Origin of the sequence: Aquimarina sp. BL5 (assembly GCF_003443675.1) — a bacterium.
Classification (GTDB): Bacteria; Bacteroidota; Bacteroidia; order Flavobacteriales; family Flavobacteriaceae; genus Aquimarina.
Genome location: NZ_CP031963.1, coordinates 139,119 through 161,016, shown reverse-complemented (window position 1 = coordinate 161,016; position 21,898 = coordinate 139,119). Strand labels below are relative to the sequence as shown.

The 21,898-nt window shown below is 31.7% G+C and carries 19 protein-coding genes, 1 other RNA gene and 1 pseudogene; 10 read left to right on the top strand and 11 right to left on the bottom strand.

The genetic code is table 11. The features are described 5' to 3' along the window. Positions 1-94: 94 nt before the first annotated feature. The 3 genes from D1818_RS00805 (at position 95) to D1818_RS00795 (ending at position 2,907) form a co-directional block, all read left to right on the top strand. Complete coding sequence (locus tag D1818_RS00805) at positions 95-940, top strand: UDP-2,3-diacylglucosamine diphosphatase (RefSeq protein ID WP_118455433.1); 846 nt, start codon at positions 95-97, stop codon at positions 938-940. 160 nt (positions 941-1,100) lie between these two features. Next, complete coding sequence (locus D1818_RS00800; RefSeq protein WP_205487261.1) at positions 1,101-2,195, top strand: adenylate/guanylate cyclase domain-containing protein; 1,095 nt, start codon at positions 1,101-1,103, stop codon at positions 2,193-2,195. Between the two features lie 127 nt (positions 2,196-2,322). Beyond that, a complete protein-coding gene (locus D1818_RS00795; protein ID WP_118455431.1) occupies positions 2,323-2,907 on the top strand; it encodes a tRNA-(ms[2]io[6]A)-hydroxylase in 585 nt (194 codons plus the stop codon). A 55-nt stretch (positions 2,908-2,962) separates the two neighbouring features. Here D1818_RS00795 and D1818_RS00790 read toward each other — a convergent pair whose 3' ends face one another. Next, positions 2,963-4,627, bottom strand: coding sequence for a serine hydrolase (locus tag D1818_RS00790; RefSeq protein ID WP_118455428.1), 1,665 nt, complete (start codon positions 4,625-4,627; stop codon positions 2,963-2,965). A gap of 235 nt (positions 4,628-4,862) precedes the next feature. Further along, positions 4,863-5,417 carry a DUF4494 domain-containing protein gene (locus D1818_RS00785; protein WP_118455425.1) on the bottom strand — a complete coding sequence of 185 codons (555 nt, stop codon included), beginning with the start codon at positions 5,415-5,417 and terminating at the stop codon, positions 4,863-4,865. A gap of 309 nt (positions 5,418-5,726) precedes the next feature. Here D1818_RS00785 and D1818_RS00780 point away from each other — a divergent pair, with 309 nt between their 5' ends. Next, positions 5,727-6,902 carry a DUF4848 domain-containing protein gene (locus D1818_RS00780; RefSeq protein ID WP_118455423.1) on the top strand — a complete coding sequence of 392 codons (1,176 nt, stop codon included), beginning with the start codon at positions 5,727-5,729 and terminating at the stop codon, positions 6,900-6,902. Positions 6,903-6,904: 2 nt separating this feature from the next. Here D1818_RS00780 and D1818_RS00775 read toward each other — a convergent pair whose 3' ends face one another. Then, entirely contained in the window at positions 6,905-9,829 is a 2,925-nt protein-coding gene (locus D1818_RS00775; protein WP_118455421.1) for an FAD-binding and (Fe-S)-binding domain-containing protein, read from the bottom strand. Then, on the bottom strand, positions 9,826-10,305 hold the full coding sequence (locus D1818_RS00770; protein ID WP_118455419.1) for an Lrp/AsnC family transcriptional regulator: 480 nt from the start codon (positions 10,303-10,305) through the stop codon (positions 9,826-9,828). Before D1818_RS00770 ends, D1818_RS00775 begins: the two co-directional genes overlap by 4 nt. 161 nt (positions 10,306-10,466) lie before the next feature. Here D1818_RS00770 and D1818_RS00765 point away from each other — a divergent pair, with 161 nt between their 5' ends. From D1818_RS00765 to D1818_RS00755, 3 genes are all read left to right on the top strand, one after another. Beyond that, on the top strand, positions 10,467-11,279 hold the full coding sequence (locus tag D1818_RS00765; RefSeq protein ID WP_118455416.1) for a DUF1338 domain-containing protein: 813 nt from the start codon (positions 10,467-10,469) through the stop codon (positions 11,277-11,279). 119 nt (positions 11,280-11,398) lie between these two features. Then, positions 11,399-11,887: a hypothetical protein gene (locus D1818_RS00760; RefSeq protein WP_118455414.1), complete on the top strand. Its 489-nt coding sequence runs from the start codon at positions 11,399-11,401 to the stop codon at positions 11,885-11,887. 141 nt (positions 11,888-12,028) lie between these two features. Beyond that, entirely contained in the window at positions 12,029-12,565 is a 537-nt protein-coding gene (locus tag D1818_RS00755; protein WP_118455412.1) for a hypothetical protein, read from the top strand. Between the two features lie 75 nt (positions 12,566-12,640). Here the strand turns inward: D1818_RS00755 and bshA are convergent, their stop codons facing one another. Next, complete coding sequence (bshA, locus tag D1818_RS00750) at positions 12,641-13,768, bottom strand: N-acetyl-alpha-D-glucosaminyl L-malate synthase BshA (RefSeq protein ID WP_118455410.1); 1,128 nt, start codon at positions 13,766-13,768, stop codon at positions 12,641-12,643. A 187-nt stretch (positions 13,769-13,955) separates the two neighbouring features. After that, positions 13,956-14,267, bottom strand: an RNA gene (gene rnpB / locus D1818_RS00745) — RNase P RNA component class A. 126 nt (positions 14,268-14,393) lie between these two features. On the opposite strand from rnpB, the pseudogene dnaX reads away from it, so the two are divergent. From dnaX to D1818_RS00735, 3 genes and pseudogenes are all read left to right on the top strand, one after another. Then, positions 14,394-15,851, top strand: a pseudogene (dnaX, locus tag D1818_RS00740) (DNA polymerase III subunit gamma/tau); the annotation flags it as partial. A 38-nt stretch (positions 15,852-15,889) separates the two neighbouring features. Then, complete coding sequence (locus D1818_RS25865) at positions 15,890-16,198, top strand: hypothetical protein (protein WP_369899418.1); 309 nt, start codon at positions 15,890-15,892, stop codon at positions 16,196-16,198. 102 nt (positions 16,199-16,300) lie between these two features. Next, positions 16,301-16,882: a tRNA-(ms[2]io[6]A)-hydroxylase gene (locus D1818_RS00735; protein ID WP_118455408.1), complete on the top strand. Its 582-nt coding sequence runs from the start codon at positions 16,301-16,303 to the stop codon at positions 16,880-16,882. Positions 16,883-16,953: 71 nt separating this feature from the next. Here D1818_RS00735 and D1818_RS00730 read toward each other — a convergent pair whose 3' ends face one another. From D1818_RS00730 to D1818_RS00710, 5 genes are all read right to left on the bottom strand, one after another. After that, entirely contained in the window at positions 16,954-17,679 is a 726-nt protein-coding gene (locus tag D1818_RS00730; RefSeq protein ID WP_120752579.1) for a DUF6733 family protein, read from the bottom strand. A gap of 2 nt (positions 17,680-17,681) precedes the next feature. Beyond that, a complete protein-coding gene (locus D1818_RS00725) occupies positions 17,682-18,560 on the bottom strand; it encodes an alpha/beta fold hydrolase (RefSeq protein ID WP_118455404.1) in 879 nt (292 codons plus the stop codon). A gap of 2 nt (positions 18,561-18,562) precedes the next feature. After that, on the bottom strand, positions 18,563-20,146 hold the full coding sequence (locus D1818_RS00720) for a class I adenylate-forming enzyme family protein (protein WP_118455401.1): 1,584 nt from the start codon (positions 20,144-20,146) through the stop codon (positions 18,563-18,565). Between the two features lie 130 nt (positions 20,147-20,276). Continuing rightward, positions 20,277-20,549: a hypothetical protein gene (locus D1818_RS00715; protein ID WP_118455399.1), complete on the bottom strand. Its 273-nt coding sequence runs from the start codon at positions 20,547-20,549 to the stop codon at positions 20,277-20,279. A gap of 11 nt (positions 20,550-20,560) precedes the next feature. Then, positions 20,561-21,838: an alanine racemase gene (locus D1818_RS00710; RefSeq protein ID WP_118455397.1), complete on the bottom strand. Its 1,278-nt coding sequence runs from the start codon at positions 21,836-21,838 to the stop codon at positions 20,561-20,563. Positions 21,839-21,898: the final 60 nt, after the last annotated feature.

The following is a 21,898-nucleotide window of genomic DNA, read 5'->3' as shown; positions in this document are numbered from 1 at the left end:
AGAAATATACTAGGCATAAATCATAACAATCTACTTATAATCAGTTAATTGTTTTTTAATCTATGTGTAGTTAATTTGGGGCTTACTATAGTCTATGAAAAAACGTATTGTTGAAGTTGTTGTGATTTCTGATGTCCATCTAGGGACATTTGGCTGTCAGGCGGAAGAATTGTTAAATTATCTAAATAGTATAAAACCAAAAACACTTATTCTTAATGGGGATATTATTGATATTTGGCAATTCAGAAAACATTATTTTCCTAAATCACACCTTAAAATCATCAAAAAAATTATCAATTTTGCTTCAAAAGGAACAGAAGTTATTTACATAACAGGGAATCATGATGAGATGCTAAGAAAGTTTAGTGATACCAAAATGGGTAACTTCCAATTAGTGGATAAAGTTGTTCTGGAGTTAGATAATAAGAAAACCTGGATATTTCACGGCGACATTTTTGATGCTTCTATACAAAATGCAAAATGGCTTGCCAAACTTGGTGGTTGGGGATATGATCTTTTGATATTAATAAATCAACTTATGAATTGGTGTCTGGTAAAGTTTGGTAAAGAAAAATTCTCTTTATCCAAAAAGATCAAAAATAGTGTAAAGAAGGCTGTGAAATATATTAATGATTTCGAACAAGTGGCAGCAGATTTAGCTATCGATAATGATTATCATTATGTAATTTGTGGACACATTCATCAACCTCAAATAACCAAAAAATCTAATAAAAATGGATCCTGTATGTATTTAAACTCTGGTGATTGGATTGAAAACCTTACTGCTCTAGAGTATAAAAATAAGGAGTGGGAACTTATAACATACCAAAATAAAGATATTAAAACTGATAAATTGGTAGATGATGAAATAGAAGATCTAGATATTAGTTTAGAAAGTATTCAAGCTTCTTTTGCAATCAATAAATTGATAAAAAAATAATAATCAATATACTTCTAATAACGTATCGCTATAACTTCTTTGCAACTTTAAGCAATGTGATCCGTCCTTTTCTGTAACAACTTTTAATACCCAAAATATTTATTCTTAACTTTGAGTGAGCATGCTCCTCTTTAACCACCAGTTAACATTCATACTTTTAATGAGTATACTTTCTCCTTTAAAAAAAAGATTAATATATAGGGTTACTCCTTTCATTATACTTTTTATTATTTCATCTTTAATTTATTTATTTTTAGAAAAAGGAATTCTCGGTGATGCAACCCATTACCCTTCTACTAACAATCCTTATAACTTTAATAACAGTATCATTATTTCCATAATTTCTGCTTGTATTTTTGGGTTAATTATTGGTTCTTTTGAAGTATTATATTTTAATAAATTCTTTTATTCGAAAAGCTTCCTTAAAAAAATAATCTACAAAATAGCTTTTTATATAGTTATAGTAATTATTTTCTTAGTTAGTACAGCTACTATATCATTCATTGTTGAATTTGATACTGATTTATTTGACAAGAACGTATGGATAAATTTGCGCAATTTTGTAACTAATATTGCTTTTCTTAGTGTTATATTATATATCATAACAACTATTGGATTTTCTTTGTTTTATCTAGAAGTAAGTGACAATATTGGTCAAGAAGTATTATTTAATTTTTTTACTGGAAAATACCATAAACCCATTGAAGAAGAGCGCATTTTTATGTTTTTGGATATGAAGTCCTCTACTTCTATTGCTGAAAAATTAGGTCACGTGAAATATTTTGAGATGTTAGCCCAATATTATGCTGATCTATCCAACGCTATTGTAGAACACGCGGGTATTATATATCAGTATGTAGGAGATGAAATTGTGGTTTCTTGGAGTTTAGATAAAGGACTTAAAAATAATAACTGTATTCATTGTTTTTACTCTATGCAAAAAGCTCTCAAAAATCAATCTACAAAATATCTGGAACAATTTGGAGTTTTACCAACTTTTAAAGCAGGATTTCATTGCGGAATGATTACAGCCGGCGAAATTGGAACAATTAAAAAGGTTATCGTTTTTACAGGAGATGTACTTAATACTACAGCCAGAATTGAAGGACTCTGTAACACCTATGGACAAGTTATTCTTATTTCTGATTGTTTAGTAAAAAAATTGAAAAACAACTCTGGTTTTACATACAAGACAGTTGATAAAGCTTCATTAAGAGGGAAAAATGAACAAATAGAATTGTTTACAATTGTTTAATAAGAAGTCTATATCCACAGTGAACCATCAAACCACTTTTATAATCAATAATTATAATTGTTAAAAAACAAAAGCTGTAATACGTATCTTTGGTCAAACATTCCAAATCATCTAAAACAAAACATTTATGCTTGGTTTAAAATTGGCAACGGATCCTCGTTGGGCTGCATTAGTAGAATCAAATATCGAAGAAATTCTTACAGATCACGCTTGGTGTGAACAAAAAGCAGCAACCAATGCTATTACTATTATCACACTAAACTCTGAACACGAAGATCTGGTAACCGATTTACTGATCTTAGCTCAAGAAGAATTAGAGCATTTTCAAATGGTTCATGAACTCATAAAAAAGCGTGGTTATAAACTCGGACGCGAACGAAAAGATAGTTATGTAAATGAATTATTTAAGCATAAAGTAAAACAAGGAGGAAGTCGTCAGCAAGGTTTAGTAAGTAGATTGCTTTTTTCTGCTATGATCGAAGCTCGAAGTTGTGAACGTTTTAAACTTCTTTCGGAAAAAATAAAGGATTCCGAATTATCAAAATTCTATCATGATCTTATGATTAGTGAAGCGGGTCACTATACAACCTTTATTGGTTTTGCGCGTAAATACGGAAAAGATATTGATGTGGATCAACAATGGCAAGACCTACTGAAATTCGAAGGAGAACTTATTCAAAAATATGGCAAAAAAGAAACGATACACGGATAATTTTAATAACCTATCTACATATCGTTTCTATATTTCTTTTGGATAAAAGCTAAAATTATTCTATTCGTTTAGCAGGCATTTGTCTTCCTCCTTGGTTTAAAGTCAAACTATCTATGGTTCCTTTATCACTTTTATTGAATGTAATTTCTGCAGGAACTACTTTTAGGAAAAATTGTGTTTCACTTTCTGCAAAAATCTCAAATTTAGGTTGACCTGTAGCCATTGCATATATAGAATTTCCTTCTAAAGTTATATCAATAATAAAATTTGGTTGTAGTTCATACTTACCTACATAATGTTTTAAAACATCTGGTGCTACAGTTATTGACTTTCTTTCTGCAGGAGGTGCTTTATCAATTCCTTTTCCCACAAAATTTTCTTGAGCCGTTTTAAAAACGGTTTGTCGTGTGGCATCATCTTCCAAAGAAAAAGTATATGATATGGTTCCATCATCAAATATAAATGAACCATCTTTCATTGGATATATCTCAAATTCTCTTGAGTTCTTTCCTTCCTTAAGACTAAATAACTTACCCTCTTTTAGGATAATATGTCTTATCACACCTTCTTCGAACTCATATGCACCAACCCATTTCTTTGCTTCATCAATGGATAATGGTATAGCATCTTTCTTATCTGGAATTGGTTTACCTATTACCGTAGCGGCTACTTTCATAGTAATTTCACGTATGTTTTTACAATTACAATTAGTCAACCCAATTACATACACATTTTCTTTTTCAAGAAAAATTCCATTCGTTGTATACCCAAAAATCCCTCCACTATGAGAATATCCTTTAGAACCCTGTATATCAGTCTTACGCCAACCATATCCATAATTAATTTCCTCACCACTATTCAATGTAGAACCGTTAATTGCTTTTTCTAAGCTTGTTCTTTTTATAAAGGTATTTGCATTAATTGCATTTTGCCATTTTAACAAATCATCTATTGTAGACATTAATGAACCAGCGGCATATGGCAATGTCAAACTAAGATAATCTGCATTTAAAAACGTATCACCTTCTTGTTTATAACCTAATGCTCTGTTTTTAATAAGCTCACTCATATTTCCATAATAAGAAGAATTCATGTCAATCTTTTCAAAAATATTCTTCTCGATAAAATTCTCATAAGTATCCCCCGAAATTACCTCAATGATATATCCTAATAATATGTACCCAGAATTATTATACTTGAACTCTTCTCCAGGATCAAAATCCATTGGCTCATTTTTAAAAACGTCAATAAGTTCTTTTGGCGTCATATCCGTTCTTGCGGATTTCATGAAGCTTTGCATCCCTGTATAACTTTTTATACCCGAAGTATGATTCAGTAAATGATGAATCGTGATCTTTTTACCATTAGTGGGATAATCTGGAATGTATTTCGTGATTTCATCATCAATTTTAAGCTTTCCTTGTTCCTCTAACATTAGAATAGCAACCGCTGTAAACTGTTTAGTAATTGACCCTATCTCGAATACATTTTCTGGTTTTAAAGGAACATCTAACTCTAGACTTGCTTTACCAAATGCCTTGCGATAAATAGATTTACCATCTTTTGCTACTAAAATAGAAACTCCTGGTTCATTCGCGGTATACATTGAAGAAATAATAGCATCAATATCTTTCTCTATATTTTGACCTTGAACGTGTGTAAAACAGATTGTACAAAGACTTGCAAAAAAGAGTAATCTAATTTTTTGTAATGATTTCATGTGATTCTTTATTTTTGATTGATATATAAAATTACTTAAGAATAAGTAACATATGTATGACGACTAATTCCGGAATAAGTTACTAGTATCTTAGTAAAAATCAATTTAATAGTTCCACATATAATTCTATTGTAAAAAAAAAGTTTTTACATCTATGACAAATCACAGATATAAAAACTTATAAAATAGAAAACAGTATTATACCAGATTTCTAATAATAGTATCTAAAAAGAAATTATTCTTCTTCGTCTTTTATAATAAAACCAGGAGCTGCAGGTACATTTTCATCTATCTCTACTTCTTCTACAACCTGAATAGAATCTCGTAATGCTTTAAACTTTTCTAATTGATCTTCTTCTCCTGTAAAATAAGGAAACACATCCATGATTGGCGATTCTGTAATAGCTGGTATGGTATAATCTCCTGTGGTACCTTTCATCATACTATTTGTATTATCGAAAGCTTCTTTTACATCATTTGCCTGTACAAGTAAGTACATATTAGTTTTTCGTTCTTTACCACTTTCTTCATCATATGCAATCAAAGATACCTTTGACTTAAACCAACGATCAGAATTCTCAAACGGATGTATCTCGGCAAAATTCGCAACTTTTATATTAGTGATTTTAAATTCTTCGCTAACATAAGCTGCCATTTCTTCATTAATTCTAGTTTCTGCTTCTGTATAAGATACAGCATCCACCAAATAAGGTTCTGTAGTAACCTTCTGTACTCCGGAATCGTTTATTTTTCTATACTTTACTTTACATTCATACCAAGTAGCGCTCATATATTTACTTTTTTAGGATGCCAAATATAAATCTTAAAAAAAAATCTCACAGCGAATTATACCAATAGATATTCACAATTTTGAAAGCTCTATTTTATAAATAATCAAGACTAAACATTATAACTGAAAATCAAACTATTACGCTACCAAAAATTAGAAATTGAGAGAGTAAATAAAAATGAATTTGGGAATAATTATTTTTTTAATAAAAATCATGGGTAAGAAATGATCCCATACGTAACTATTTGATGAAAGTAGTGAACTAATGATCTGCTTTAATAAATCATTTATATAAAAATCATTCATACAATGAAAAACATCTTAAAAATCACATTGTCCATTTTTAGTTTTTTACTAATCTATTCTTGTCAACAGGAGTTGGAAGTTAATGATGAACTAGAAAATATTAATCAAGAAATCAATATTGAAGAAATTACATCCAAAATCTATGTTTCTGAAGACGGAGTGCTAAACTTTGCAACCACAGAGGATTTTAAAAATACTATTTTATGGATAAAAGATCTATCAGAAGAGAAAATAATAAGCTGGAATAATGATATTGGTTTCAACTCTTTATTCTCTATATATATAAACGCATTAGATGAAGAAAAAAGAATTTATAACCAGTATAAAGATTTTCTTCAAGAAGACAATTCAAAAGATATAGCATTGGCAAAATCTTTTGATGAAGAATATAATTCTCTAAAAAAGAAATATGAAAACTATATGTCTTTTGATGGTTACACTATTGATCAATTTAGAATCAAGGATGAAATTTTAGCTACTTTGTTGGATAAAAATGGAATTGTTTACGTTGCAGGTTCAAAACTGGAATATTCTAATAAGGAATTAAGGATTAATCTAAATTATAAAAATGATCCTTCACTAAAAAAATCAGGAAATAAGAATGATGATTTAATTGTTATCAATTTATTGAATGAAAATATCAATAAAACTTTTGATGAAACACTAAAAGACAATTGTATATGGTCTCCTCCAGGTGAGCGAAGAGAATTGACTGGGAATACCTCAATAATAAATACATTCACTCCCCAATACAGACAGGTTTGGGTACCAAGAGTGTGTAATATTGTTTGTTCTGGATTAGAAGAATTACCTATAGATCCATCAGATGGAGGTATTATTCCAATTGGAGATCCGGGAGAATGCTATGAAGTATGCACAGGAGGATATTATCGAAATGTTTTCGTAAGAAATAATCTAACAAGCACTAGACTTGTCGCTACAATGAGAAGTTATAAGTGTAGACAGGCGTTTGTGGGATTAGGATGTTCAAGACGTTGGAGTATTCAATCTGTATTTCTTCTTGTAGACACTCAAGGTTTTATACAGGAAATAAATCCTGGAAGTTTTTCAAAATTCACATACACTGAAGATCTTTCAAATAGAGGTATTACCAATGTAGAGGTAACATACTCAAGAAGGCCATCTGATTCTAACTGTACTACTCAAATATCTTGGTAAAACTAATTGACAAAGGCTTTTCTTAATATACTAATGGGATGCAACGCAGTGCGTTGTGTCCCATCTTTTATCTGATGTCTACAACTCGTTCCAACAGCAGCAATAATGGTAGCTTCAGAAGCCTTTCTAACGGATGGAAACAACGTCTGCTCGCCTACTTGCATACTGATATCATAGTGTTCTTTTTCATATCCAAAAGATCCCGCCATACCACAACATCCGGATGGAATAATAGTAACTTTAAAGTTTTTAGGTAAGTTAAGATATACAAACGTTGTATGAATAGTAGATAATGCTTTTTGATGACAGTGTCCGTGAAGTTTTATCACCTTTTCTTCATTTGTAAATTGATCAGAAGAAATGTTTCCTAGTTCGATTTCTGATTTTAAAAATTCATCGATGAGAAAAACATTTTTAGAAAGTGTTTTAGCATCTTCTTTATGGTCTGCTAATCGGAGATATTCATCTCTAAATGTTAATATAGCTGAAGGTTCTAAACCGATTAGAGATATTTCATCCGAAATCAAATTACTAAAAACACTTACATTATGATTTGCCAAAGCTTTGGCTTGCTTTAACAAACCTTTCGAAATAAAAGTTCTACCACTTTCTTTATGCTTGGCTATTTTTACTTCATAATTTAATTGAGTTAGTAGTTCTATGGCATCAATTCCAATATTAGAGTCTAAATGATCTGTAAATTCATCTATGAAAAAGTAAATAGTTTTTATTGGATTTTTTGGTTGAATGGATACTAAATTTTTACAGCACCAATTTCTAAGAGACTGTTTACTTAACAGAGGTAAATCTCTTTCTTTAGCAATACCTAATGTAGATTTTAAAATTCCAGAAGTAATTGTATTTTTAAAAACAAAGTTTGTTAATCCAGGAGCAATTCTTCCTAGATTATTTAATTTATTATTATTTGCAAATAGCTTCGTTCTTAACGAAACTCCATGCTCTTTTTGGTATTGATATTCAAACTCAGCTTTTAAAGTAGCCACATCTACATTAGAAGGACATTCACTAGAACACCCTTTACAACTAAGGCATAAATCAAAAACTTCTTTTAACTCCTTTTGATTAAATGTATTTTTACTTGTATTATTAGTTAACACTTCTCTTAGAGCATTTGCTCTACCTCTGGTGGTATCTTTTTCATTTTTAGTTGCTCTGTAACTTGGACACATGGTTCCACCTGCTTCTACAGATTTTCTGCAATCACCACTACCATTACATTTTTCTGTAGCCCTTAATATTCCTTGCGAATCCGTAAAATCAAACAATGTTTTTATTTCAGGTTCTTCACGATCAATTTCATATCGTAGATGCTCATCCATAGCATAAGCATTGACAATTTTACCAGGATTGAAAATACTTTTAGGATCAAAAGCATTTTTAATTCGTTTCAATAATTCATAATTCTCTTCTCCAATCATAAAAGGAATATATCCTGCACGGACAATTCCGTCCCCATGTTCTCCACTCATAGATCCTTTATACTTCTTTACTAAAGCAGCTACATCATCGGTTATTTTTTTAAAAAGCACTACGTCTTCTTTCTTTTTAAGATCTAAAATAGGTCTTAGGTGGAGTTCTCCAGCACCTGCGTGCGCATAATAAACGGCTTGCTGATCGTGTTTCTTCATAAGATCAGAAAACTCGGCGATATAATCTGCCAAATCAGGTAAAGCGACTGCCGTATCTTCTATACACGCAACTGCTTTCTTATCACCAACAATATTACCTAATAGTCCTAATCCTGCTTTCCGAAGCTCTAAAGCCTGATGTATTTCATCTCCTAATAAAATAGGATTTGCATATGATAATTTTGATTTCTCTAGAGTAGATAAAAGTGCTAATTTTTGTTTTTCAAGGTTTTTAGTATCGTTTGCTCTTAGTTCGAGCATTAAAATTGCTTGTGGATCTTCTTTTATAAAGAAACGATTTTTAAGCTGTTCTATATTATTCTTAGTACAATCTAAAATCGTTTTATCCATCATCTCACAAGTGAATAATTCGTGTTGCATTACAGGTGCTACCGCATTAAGACAATCTTCAATAGAGCGAAAATGAGAAGCAATCATCAATGATTCTTGCGGAGGTAACTCATCTAACTGTAAGGTAATCTGGGTAGTAAAAGCCAATGTTCCTTCACTACCAGATAGTAACTTACACATATTAAAGCTATCCTTTCTATCAGAAAAAATAGCTGATATTATAAGTTCATCTATTGCATATCCAGTATTACGTCTGTGTATATCCGGTTTTGGAAAATTATCATCAATTCGCTTTTGTATATCCTTTGGTGAGAGTTCTTCGTAAATGGTTTTATATATTTTACCTTCAAGAGTATTTTGATTCATTTTATGTTCAAAATCTTCTTTAGAAATATCTGTAAAAACAGCTTCACTCCCATCAGACAAAATCGTTTGTAACTCAATTACCTTATCTCTGGTAACTCCATATTGTATAGAGGTAGTTCCACTACTGTTATTACCAACCATTCCGCCAATCATACATCGATTAGAAGTAGATGTATTAGGGCCAAAAAATAATCCATATGGTTTTAAAAAACGATTAAGATCATCCCTAATCACTCCCGGTTGAACGGTTACCGTTTTATTTGTTTTATCAACAGAGATTATCTTAGTAAAATATTTAGATACATCTACTACAATACCTTCTCCTACACATTGTCCTGCAAGGGATGTCCCAGCTGTTCTAGGAATCAAACCGCAATTATGATCATTAGCAAAATCAATAATTTTCTTTATATCTGATATATTCTTTGGAAAAGCAGCCGCAATAGGAATCCTACGATATACTGATGCATCCGTAGCATATAATGATTTCGTAAGTGAATCAAATCTTAGTTCCCCATCTAACCGATCTTGTAAAACTAACAGGTCAGTTTCTTTAATCATAACTGTTTTCCTTTTGCCAATGAATCTAAGGTAATTTGTCTTTTGAAATTAGTATCAAAACAGATAAAACTATCTGTTCCGCCTACACCTTCAATTTGATGGATCTGTTCATATAATATATTCCGTAGATGATGATTATCATATGCAAATATCAGAATAAAAAGCGCATAATTACCCGAAACGTAATTACATTCTAATATCTCCGGTATTTTAGCTAGATCATCTACCACAGATTTTGCATACCTAGCTTCTTTTAGCCTTATACCAACATAAGACTTGGTCTTATACCCTATCTGTTTTTCATTAATTACAAACTCTGCTTTATCTATGACACCATTTTCTTTTAACTTTCTAATTCTTTGATGTACTAATGAATTAGAAATCTTTAACTCTTCTGCAATTTGAGAAAAAGGCTTTCTAGCATCTTTACGGATCTGTAATAATATCTGCTGGTCTATATAATCAAAATGATTCATAATTAATGAAATTTTGCAAGATCTATACTCAAACAAGAAATCTTGTTTTTAAGTAAAATCAATTTGACATAAAATAAAACTATAAATGACTAAATCGTTTACATTTCAAAACAAAAGTAGTCAAAATTAGTATTTTTGTATTAAAATAAAACAAATAAAAAATGAATCCTACACTTTTTTTATCAGCACTATGGAAACAATATGCCAGTAAAACCCCATCTGCATATAAGGTAAAATCTCTTTTAGAAGCAAAAGGCGAAACAGTTTTTAATGATCATATTGCTATTAGAACATTTGATGACCCTAGAACCAATATCGAAGTTATTGCTAAACCATTTATAACAATGGGATATAAGGAAATGGGTGAATATCATTTTGAAGCTAAGAAATTATATGCAAAACACTACGAGCACATCGATAACCCGAATGCTCCAAAAATCTTTATTAGTCAACTATTAACCCATCATTTTTCTGATGAATTACAAGAGACAATAAAGGAAATACTAGATAATTGTGATCAAAATATCTTCAATGAAGATGAGCTTATTTTAAAAGGTAGCGTTTGGGAAACACCGTCTTACAAAACGTATAAAGCGCTACAAAATGAATCGGAATATGCAGCTTGGATGTATGTTAATGGGTTTTGTTCTAATCATTTTACTGTAGATGTTAACAAGCTAAAAGGGTTTGAAGATTTAAGTAGATTAAACGAGTTCCTAAAAAACAACGGTTTCTCAATGAATTCATCCGGAGGGGAAATCAAAGGTACTCCTGCTCAATTACTAGAACAATCTAGCATTCTTGCAGACAAAGTCGAAGTAACATTCATTGAAGGTGTTAAGGAAATTACTTCTTGTTATTACGAGTTTGCTTATAGATACGAGCAGGAAAACGGAAAACTTTTTACCGGGTTTATTGCAAACTCAGCAGATAAAATTTTCGAAAGTACGGATATGAAGCTTCACGAATTGTAAATGACCTATTAATCAATTTAAGAAAACGTTAACTAAATTAACAAAATCTTAAGCAACTCTATTACATTAAAATATAGGATAGAACGTTATACTGGGATAACAATAAAAACAAAAGCACAATGACGAAGCGTATTTTTATTATTACCACATTATTATTAGCTTCTATCTTTACTGTTCAAGCACAGGATATTTCCGAACATGCAATTGGTTTACGACTAAGTGAAAGTGATGGTTTCTGGGCAGAAGCTACCTACCAAGCCAAATTAAGTTCTGATACAAGAATTGAATTAGATCTAGGAGTACAAGGAAGAAATCAATTTAATGCAGTAAAAATTACAGGAATGTATCAATGGGTTTTTAACATTGATGGTGGTCTTAATTGGTATGTAGGTCCAGGAATTGGTGGTGGTCTGGTAGATTTTGATACTGATCTTGATAATAGAGACTTAGAAACTTTTGGTTTTGTTACGGGAGATGTAGGTATCGAATATAATTTTGATTTCCCTTTGATGATTTCGTTAGATTTTAGACCAGAAATCTATTTTGATGACTATACTGATGACGATATTATATTTAATCTTGGTCTTAGTGCAAGGTATAAGTTTTAGTAATATTACATATTAAATTAAATACAGTGAATCCTTAACAATCTTGTTAAGGATTTTCTTTTTTAGAAAAAATAAATGCACCTGTGTTAACCTATCAATTCTAAATGACACTAAAGGTAAATTAAAAAAAACCTTATAATCATGAAGAAATTATTTTTTGGAGTACTCTTAATCGTAACAAGTATTAACTTAAAAGCTCAGGATATTCCTAAAAACGCCATTGGGATTAGAATATCAGAAGGTGTTGTAGGAGACGAAGGATTTGGTCCAGAAATTACATATCAACGACAAATGTTTGGAGAACACAACCGAATTGATATTAATCTAAGCTGGAGAACTAATTCTTTTATCAACACCTATCGTGGAGGTGGATATTTTCACTGGAGTTATAATATTTGGGATAATCTAAATTGGTTCGCAGGTCCTGGGATTGGTGCTGGATATATCGATTTTAAAACGAGTTTCTTTGGTATAGGAATAACTAACAATAGAGATAGTGAATTCTTTCCTTATGTAGGAGCGGATTTTGGAGCAGACTATCGTTTTGATTTCCCATTACAAGTAGCCTTTAGCATTCGTCCTACCTATGATATTCATTCTATAGAAAATACCTCAGGATTTAACGATGTCGATAATTTTGGAGTAAATGTTGGTATTGCAGCAAGATATACCTTTTAGTTACCCCTATAGATCAATTGATTTGATTTATGTTTAGTTGTAAAGCACTATCAATTACTTGATAGTGCTTTATTATTATACCGTCTCCAATGCATTTTCGTACAACTCTACATACATAGGAACAATATTATCTATATCAAATCTTAAGGCTTGATCAAACGCTCCTTCTTTAAAGGTGTTTAGAGTATCATCATCTTTGAGAATTTGGATTGCATTTTCTGACATTTCTTTTACATTACCAACATCACTTAAATAACCCGAAACTCCTTCTACATTTACCTCTGGAATACCACCTGCATTACTAGATATTACTGGTACTTTATTGACCATAGCTTCTAACGCCGCCAGCCCAAAACTTTCACGTTCTGATGGTAATAAAAATAAATCTGAGAAACATAGTATCTTATCAATCTCATTACTATTACCTAAAAAGATGACTTTATCCTTAATTCCTAATTCCTTACATTTTTTTTCTGCAGGTTCGCGTTCCGGTCCATCACCTACCATCAACAATTTAGCAGGAATCTCTTTCTGAATATTATAAAATATATCTACAATATCCATAATTCTCTTTACGGGTCTAAAATTACTAATATGAGTAACTATTCTTTCTTCTGAAGTTGCCATTAACTCTCTCTGGCAATCCGTGAAATCAGTTTTACGAAGACTAGCATCAATAAAATTAGGAACCACTTCTATATTTTTCTTAATATCGAAAAGTCGTAAGGTATCATCTTTCAAACTTTCTGAAACAGACGTTACAATATCACTATTATTTATACTAAAAGTAACTGCTGGCTTATAAAAAGGATGGTTCCCTACTAGTGTAATATCTGTACCGTGCAGAGTAGTAACCATTGGAATATGTATCCCTTCTTCTTCTAACATTTTTTTAGCCATATAGCCTGCATACGCGTGTGGTATCGCATAATGTACATGTAATAACTCAATATCATACTTCTTTATAGTATTTACTAGCTTACTAGATAAAGCTAATTCATACGGCTGATACTGAAAGAGAGGATACTCTGGCACTGTAACTTCATGAAAATGAATATTTGGATTTAATAATCCAAGTCTCACTGGTTGTTTATACGTAACAAAATGTACTTGATGATTTAGTTTAGCAAGCGCAATTCCTAATTCAGTGGCCACTACTCCACTACCTCCAAAAGTTGGATAACAAACAATAGCAATATTCATCTATGTATTTTAATTTTTCAAATAGGTTAGATGGAATTCGCCAGTAATCTTAGAAATTAATAACAACTTCGTTATTATGGCTCATTTCATAAATACAATTTTCTTTTCATCGCACAATGTACAAGAAAATTGGTATTGGTCCTTGTTAAAGGATTTGTAAAAAAGTTATTTAGTTTTAGTCAAAAATAAAAAAAGCAGATCATAAGCCGGATTCTGTATTCCACCTATGGCGGACTCCTTATCATTTATCTAGTATTGACATTACTATCAATATCAAACCGCCTACCCTCCAACATTGAGCGTGCAACTCTTAAGCGTTGGTTTACATGGCGTTGCACCGCATAGAGTTTACCTGGTTTCACTACAGCTTAACCTGTACATACTTTCTGCTGCACTTGTCCTCATCTCGCGACGGACGGGCGTTACCCGCTATGCTGCACTATGGTGTCCGGACTTTCCTCTCTCCGCAAACGCGAACAGCGATAAGGTGATCTGCTTGCTGCAAAAATAGAATAATTCATATACCTGCATTCAGAATTCAATAATATTTTTATCTGTTAATAACTCGGTATAAAAACCAAAAACAACAATTCTTTATTTCCAATCTATTTTTAACTTTGTATCGATGGAACATTTTATAGTATCTGCACGTAAATACAGACCCCAAACATTTAAGGATGTTGTCGGTCAACAGGCTATTACCAATACGTTGCTTAACGCTATAGAAAATAACCATCTCGCTCAGGCCTTATTATTTACCGGACCTCGTGGAGTAGGAAAAACATCCTGCGCTAGGATTTTGGCTAAAACCATCAATCAGGAAGGTCATGAAAATCCAGATGAAGATTTTGCTTTTAATATTTTTGAACTAGATGCAGCTTCTAATAACTCTGTAGATGATATCAGGAGTCTCATTGATCAAGTTCGTATTCCTCCACAAGTAGGTACTTATAAAGTATATATTATTGATGAGGTACATATGCTTTCTCAGGCAGCTTTTAATGCATTTCTTAAAACATTAGAGGAACCTCCTAAGCACGCTATTTTTATTCTAGCAACAACCGAGAAACATAAAATCATCCCTACAATATTATCACGTTGTCAGATTTTTGATTTTAAAAGAATCACTGTTACCGATGCTAAGAAACATCTTATGCAAGTAGCGGAGCAAGAAGGAATCACGGCTGATGAAGATGCACTACAAATCATTGCTCAAAAAGCAGATGGTGCTATGCGTGATGCTCTATCTATTTTTGATAGAGTTGTTAGTTTTAGTGGAAAAAACCTTACTAGACAAGCTGTTACTGAGAATCTCAATGTTTTAGATTACGAAACGTATTTTAAAACTACAGATCTTATTTTAGAAAATAATATCCCACAACTTTTATTAGAATTTAATGAAATACTAGCTCAGGGGTTTGATGGTCATCACTTTATTGCTGGTTTAGCTTCTCATTTTAGAGACTTATTGGTTTGCAAAAATCAAGCTACCATTAATCTATTGGAAGTTGGAGAACAAACAAAAGCAAAATATTTGGAGCAATCACAAAAAGCGCCACATCCATTTTTAGTTAAGGGGATTGAACTAGCAAATGATTGTGATTTAAAATACAAAACAAGTCGTAACCAACGATTGTTAGTCGAATTGTGTTTAATGCAACTTGCCTCTGTTCTTACTAAAGACGGAGAAAAAAAAAAGGCCAGCCTTACATAATCCCTCCTAATTATTTTAAGGAGAAAGGGATCCAACCCATAAAGGTTTCAACCGAACTTAAAGAAAAAGCTGAAGAAAAAGCAGCTAATGAAAAGTCCGAAGATATAGCGTCTAAAGAAATTTCTGAAGTATCTGATGCATCTAATCTAGTTAATAACAAAACAGAAAAGCTTTCTTCCTTACAAGGTAACGCTAAACAAACAGAAACCATTACTCCTACTTCTACTGAAAATAAGAGAGTAGTTAAGCCTAGAGAAGGTCGCACTTCAGGGTTATCACTTAGCAGTATCCGAAAGAAAAAAGAACATGAAGAGAAAAAGGTAGACACTATTGTTGATCCCAAAAACCTACCAAGTGATGATTTCACTGAATCCGAAATGCAAGCCGGTTGGGAAGATTATGGAAAAATGCAAGACAAAAAAGGAGAACGTATTATTGGTTCTATGTTTGCAATGAATATACCTACATTGAATGATGGTAAAATTTATTTAGAACTACCTAATAATTCCATGAAAGCCGATATGGAGAGTGCACTACCTGGATTATTTCAGTTTCTCTACAAAAAACTTAATAATTATAGTATTGCACTTGATATTAAGGTAAACGAAGAAGCATCAAAAAAATACGCTTTTACTCCACAGGATAAATACGAAAAACTTCGCGAAAAAAACCCTCTTATTGATAAGTTGAGATCTGATTTTGATTTGGATATATAATACTATTTCGTTTTCCTTGATCACCATTTTTACGAAACTCGTTAGCTTAGGAGACTACAAAACATTAATTTTGCTTTAAATATTAAGCAAAAAAAACAGATAATGCTAGGCCTAAAACTTCCCACGGACCCAAGATGGGTAAATATTGTAGAAAAGAACATCGAGGAAATCCTTACGGATCACGCCTATTGTGAGCAAAAAGCTACATCCACAGCAATATCTTTAATTGTTAGCTTTCCAGAGTATACAGAACTTGTTCAAGAGATGACCAAACTGGTTAAAGAAGAGATTAGTCATTTTAAAATGGTTCACGATAAAATTATTGCAAGAGGATGGACATTAGGCAGAGATCGCAAGGATGATTATGTAATTCAATTAGTTACTTTTTTTCCTAAAGGAGGCAGTAGAACAACACAATTAGTGCATCGCTTACTCTATGCAGCTTTGATTGAAGCCAGAAGCTGCGAGCGCTTCAAACTACTTTCTGAAGAACTAGAAGATCAAGAACTAGCAAAATTTTATAAAGATTTGATGGTAAGTGAAGCGAATCATTACACTATGTTTCTTGGTTTCGCAAGACAATATGGTGATCGCGAAGAAGTGGATAAAAAATGGCAAGATCTGCTCATCTACGAAGCCGAGATTATGAAATCCTTAAGTAAAAAAGAATCCATCCACGGATAATAATATAAAGCGAGTATAACATACCATTCATACTCGCCTTGTTCGGTTTTCTATTTTAATTTGTTTGCATATTACAAAGGTATAAATGCAGAAACTTTATAAAACTCATCAGATGTTCCTGCATCGGTATTGAGCGTGGCTCCTGCAGATATTCTAAAAGCAATTCCTTTATCAAATTTTAGTTTTATCGATCCTCCTAACCACTGATAAACTAGTAAGGGATCACCTTCTTCCTGGCGTGTAATTCCAAAAGATTCATAAAAAGCTCCTAAGACTACACGCCTACTTACACTTACTCCTGGAGCCATCCAATTTAAAAGATAATCTTTAGTCAGGATACCATCATCTTCTCTTATTGATTTATAATAAGATATATATCCTTCAAAATCAATCAAACCTTTTTGATAGTTTACATATAAACTTGGAACAATCCCTTCTCCTATTTTAGTTCCTGTACTATTGGATGAAAACTTACCACTAGTAAAACCAAAAGATGGATTAACATATAAAGACTTGTTCAAGAACTTAAAACCTAATCCAACCGAAGTTTCTAATAATAGATCACTTCCGGATGGTAAATTTCCAAAAGACGGATTTGTCCAAAAAATAGTATAAAAGGTAATGTCAAAATTTTTATTCGTTTCAAAATTACCAAAGAAAATAGGATAAAAACCTGCAACACTGTTATGAATTATTTTGGTTGCAAATGTCGTTTTATTCTGTTCTTCTTTTTCTTGAGCATTAGAAGCATACATCATTAATAAGCATACTATAATCGCTAATATATTCTTTTTCATAATTAAAATTCTGTTTGTAAAAATTGATTTATTAATGTTGAAGTTTCTATATACGTTTCTTCGAGATGTAAATGATGACCACCTTTCACCCAATGAATAACGGCTTTTTTAAACCTCTTAAGCCTTTCGCTAAACATTCCATCTGCGAAAAGGCCTTCTTTTCCTAAAATGACAAGTATCTCACAAGATATTTTTTCAATAAAAAGTTGTGCTTGTCTTTCTGTCATCTTATAACATTCTGGTAATGCAATACGCGGATCATAACGCCATCGATATCCATTTGATGTTTGATATAAAGATCTCTCTATCAAATATGCAGATGCATCATACGAAATGCTACTGATGTTGCTCTTCATTCTATCTTTAATGGCCTCATCCTTAGTATCAAATTGAGAGGAATTTGTTGAAGAAAAACCAAACAACTTGGTTTTCTTAGCCATTTTCAGTTGTTTTATTGATTTTCTAAAATTAGATACAACATCTCCTTCATTAATTACAAAAGGAGCACCTAAACCATCTATAAAAATTAGCCTATCCACAGATTCTGGCATAGCAGCCGCAATTATAGCAGCTATTCCTGTACCCATAGAATGTGCTAGAATCGAAAAGTTCTTCCATTTTAATATGTTAACCACATTCAATATATCAACCGCATAGTCCCACAAATAATAAGAACCATTCATTGATCGATGATCAGAAAAACCATGACCTGCTAAATCAGGAGCCACTAAATAAATATCTTCAGATAATAATGGTGCTATCTTATCGAATGTATTTGCATTATCTAACCAACCATGAATACCAAGCAGCGGTCGACCTGTTTTATCTCCCCAGGTTTTAGCATTAACCTTAAAACCTTCTATATCCAATACTAACTCCATAATTAAATAGATATAGCATTATTAGCTTCTTCTATGATTTTTAATGCTTTTTGTTTTAGTACAATTACATTAAATTTTCCATTAGGAGTTTTCGGAATTGATTCTATAATCTGAATATGCTCTGGTACTTTATAATTTTCTAAATTAGAAGAGCAATGGGATAAAATCTCTTTTTCTGTGATTGATTCATTTGAGTTAAGTACAATGAATGCAAATAACGCTTCTCCATAATCAACATGAGGAACACCAGTTACTACAACAGCATTGACTTCTTTAATACTTCCTATATAATCCTCGACTTCTTTAGGACTAACTTTTATACCTCTAGAATTGATCATATGATCCATTCTCCCTTTAAAATAGAGATATCCATCTTGGTCAATAGTACAGTAATCACCGGTATACAATACTTTTTCACCTGGATATCTCCCAGGTTTTAGTTTTTCTGATGTTTTAATTGGTTTATTCCAATATCCCTGCATTACAGTTGCTCCTCTTATTACCAATTGACCTATCGTATTTGGAGTAAATATTTTATTATCATCAGAGTTTACTAACCACAGTTCGGTATTCGGAATAGCAACACCCACACTATCTGGTTTATTATCAATATCTTCTGGTGGTAAGTACGTGCATCTCTTGCACTCTGTTAGACCATACATTGAAAATATTTGAGCTTTTGGAAACGTGCTTTTGATCATACTAATATTACTTCCTGTAAGGGCTGCTCCCGTATTTGTTACGGAACGAATACTTCTTAAATCAAAATGATTTTTCTTGTTTTGTTCAAACAATAGCATAATCATTGTTGGTACCGCAGGTATTATTGTTGCTTTCTCCTTTTCTATTCTTTTTAATAGAAATATTGGCCAAGTCGATTCTGTTTCTAATAATAGTGTTGCTCCAACAGAAATACTCATTATCATTTGATATAAACCATAATCAAATGATAAGGGTAAAGCACATAAGATTTTATCTTCCTTACTATATCCTAAATAACTATTTAATGAATCAGTAGCGGCAATCATATTTTGATGAGTTAACATCACTCCTTTTGGTTCACCTGTAGAACCAGAGGTATATATAATTGCAGCCAAATCAACACTAATTGTTCTGGAAGAAGCAAGTTCTTTTTCCGTTTTATTAGATACTAGTCCAAAATCAACGAATATGGGTTCTTCTAGATTTAATGATTTATTAGGGATAATAATCTTTTTAAGCTTGGAGTTATCTAATAGTTCTTTATTCCGAACTGCTATATCGTCTTTAGTGATTAAAACTATAGCTCCAGAATCATTAAGTATATATTCTATTTTACTGGATTTTAGCTCAGTTCCTACCGGAATTACAATAGCTCCAATTTTTAGAACTGCCCAGAAAGAGATAACAGTCTCTATAGTATTTCCTAATTGAAGTACAACCCGATCACCTCTTTTAACACCGATATTTTGAAAATATGCAGCAAGCGAATCAGATTTTTTATTTATATCAGAAAATGTAAATCTTTCTTCTCCGAATACTACAGCTATTCCGTTAGGATATAGATGTACGGATTCTTCCAAGAAATTTTGAATTTTTGGTATCATTATAAAGTATTTATAAGTTGAAGTAACAAGTAGCTTATTGATACTCGTAAAATGACTAGAGTATCAATAAGTACTTACAGTAAAGAAATCTAGAATCTCTCTACAATAATTAAAATGAAAGTTTTATAAGTTATAAGACCGAAACATTTATATTCATTTCGGTAAGTACGTATTCGAAAATTGTTTGCAACGTATTAAAGTGTTTAGCTTCTATATTATTAGGATTTACCTCGAAACCATTAATGTTATCTTCTAAATATGTTAGAAAAAACATAGATGAAAGCGAATCAATTCCTAAATCATTTTTAAGATGAGATTCTATTAAGATCTGTTCTTTGGTAATATTAGGAATACTATCTAGTAAACCTTCCTTTATTATATCTAAAATTTTATGAGTATCCATTATCGTGTCAATTAACTTAAGATTAGTTCTTCTTGTTTAAAATTTACTAGTATTTGCTTATTTACAATATCTTCTGTTGTATCACTACCTCTTATGAGGTAGGTTTCTCCACGATATAATAATATCTCAGAAGGGAATCCATGACTATGAAAAAGCCCAGGAGAAGATGTAGGACCATACGCTCCTGACAACTCGACTAACAAAATATCGGATACATTTACTTTAGTAAGCATAATATTGCGCCCAATGATATCATCTGGACTGCATAATGGTCCCGAAACTTGATATTTATCTACAAAACTATCATCTGGATTAGATATATTTTTCATCGGAAAATTTCTTTTTACAACTCTTCCTGAGCCTGCCGCTGCGGAATGGCAATTAGTACCTCCATCAGTTACAACAAAAGTTTTTCCATGATTAGATTTCATGTTGTTTACTTTTACCGCCATTGAACCTGCAGTGCCAATTATAAATCTTCCAGATTCCATAATGATTCTAGTATTAGGAAACTTTTTATTAAAATTGTTAAATAGCGGGACCATTAGGTTTCGAAATTCTTTAAGGTCTAGTTCTTCTTGATTATTAAAATATGGAATTCCCATTCCTCCTCCTACATCAACCATAGTGAATTCACAATTGTATTTTTCAACAATCTTTTCGTATAATCCTAAAATATACTTAGTGTTTTCATATACTGATTTAGCTTCTAAAATATTTGTGCCATTATATACATGAATACCTCTAATATTTACATTAGGTGTATCTAAATAAGTTTTAAAATTACGAATAGCTTGTTGTTCTTCAATCCCAAAATGAGTAGGTCTACCACCCATTTTCCAAGGAGATCCTTCTGCAGAAAAATCTGGATTAATACGAATCGCAACATTAGCCGTAATCCCCAGTTCTTTAGCAAAAGAAGATACTCTTTCTAATTCTATTTCAGATTCTATTACTATAGCAAATATGTTTAATGCAATTGCTTTTTTAAGCTCTTCATCTTTTTTACAAGGACCTAAATAAATGATATCTTGTACAGGTGTTCCGGCTTTAAGAGCGATTTCCATTTCTGTGATAGAACATACTTCTGTACAAGCTCCTTGTGCTCGTAATAATTTTACCAAAGAAACATTTGGATTTACTTTAAGAGCATAAAATACATCGACACAAGAAGGTAACGCATTAACTAAATTTTGATAATTGGTAATCAATTGTTCTCCGTCATAAAAATATGCTGGTGTTCCATATTTATCTACAGCGGATATTATTTCTTTATTATTGTTTTTCATTTTTTTTGTAATTATCAGTAGTAAACTTGATATATACGTTTAACTACCGTAAGATATACT

What these genes read in the sequence shown, in the direction of transcription:
- D1818_RS00805 (WP_118455433.1), top strand. Translation starts at nt 95, where the DNA reads ATGAAAAAACGTATTGTTGAAGTTGTTGTGATTTCTGATGTCCATCTA.
- D1818_RS00800 (WP_205487261.1), top strand. Translation starts at nt 1,101, where the DNA reads ATGAGTATACTTTCTCCTTTAAAAAAAAGATTAATATATAGGGTTACT.
- D1818_RS00795 (WP_118455431.1), top strand. Translation starts at nt 2,323, where the DNA reads ATGCTTGGTTTAAAATTGGCAACGGATCCTCGTTGGGCTGCATTAGTA.
- D1818_RS00790 (WP_118455428.1), bottom strand. Translation starts at nt 4,627, where the DNA reads ATGAAATCATTACAAAAAATTAGATTACTCTTTTTTGCAAGTCTTTGT.
- D1818_RS00785 (WP_118455425.1), bottom strand. Translation starts at nt 5,417, where the DNA reads ATGAGCGCTACTTGGTATGAATGTAAAGTAAAGTATAGAAAAATAAAC.
- D1818_RS00780 (WP_118455423.1), top strand. Translation starts at nt 5,727, where the DNA reads ATGAAAAACATCTTAAAAATCACATTGTCCATTTTTAGTTTTTTACTA.
- D1818_RS00775 (WP_118455421.1), bottom strand. Translation starts at nt 9,829, where the DNA reads ATGATTAAAGAAACTGACCTGTTAGTTTTACAAGATCGGTTAGATGGG.
- D1818_RS00770 (WP_118455419.1), bottom strand. Translation starts at nt 10,305, where the DNA reads ATGAATCATTTTGATTATATAGACCAGCAGATATTATTACAGATCCGT.
- D1818_RS00765 (WP_118455416.1), top strand. Translation starts at nt 10,467, where the DNA reads ATGAATCCTACACTTTTTTTATCAGCACTATGGAAACAATATGCCAGT.
- D1818_RS00760 (WP_118455414.1), top strand. Translation starts at nt 11,399, where the DNA reads ATGACGAAGCGTATTTTTATTATTACCACATTATTATTAGCTTCTATC.
- D1818_RS00755 (WP_118455412.1), top strand. Translation starts at nt 12,029, where the DNA reads ATGAAGAAATTATTTTTTGGAGTACTCTTAATCGTAACAAGTATTAAC.
- bshA (WP_118455410.1), bottom strand. Translation starts at nt 13,768, where the DNA reads ATGAATATTGCTATTGTTTGTTATCCAACTTTTGGAGGTAGTGGAGTA.
- D1818_RS25865 (WP_369899418.1), top strand. Translation starts at nt 15,890, where the DNA reads ATGCAAGACAAAAAAGGAGAACGTATTATTGGTTCTATGTTTGCAATG.
- D1818_RS00735 (WP_118455408.1), top strand. Translation starts at nt 16,301, where the DNA reads ATGCTAGGCCTAAAACTTCCCACGGACCCAAGATGGGTAAATATTGTA.
- D1818_RS00730 (WP_120752579.1), bottom strand. Translation starts at nt 17,679, where the DNA reads ATGAAAAAGAATATATTAGCGATTATAGTATGCTTATTAATGATGTAT.
- D1818_RS00725 (WP_118455404.1), bottom strand. Translation starts at nt 18,560, where the DNA reads ATGGAGTTAGTATTGGATATAGAAGGTTTTAAGGTTAATGCTAAAACC.
- D1818_RS00720 (WP_118455401.1), bottom strand. Translation starts at nt 20,146, where the DNA reads ATGATACCAAAAATTCAAAATTTCTTGGAAGAATCCGTACATCTATAT.
- D1818_RS00715 (WP_118455399.1), bottom strand. Translation starts at nt 20,549, where the DNA reads ATGGATACTCATAAAATTTTAGATATAATAAAGGAAGGTTTACTAGAT.
- D1818_RS00710 (WP_118455397.1), bottom strand. Translation starts at nt 21,838, where the DNA reads ATGAAAAACAATAATAAAGAAATAATATCCGCTGTAGATAAATATGGA.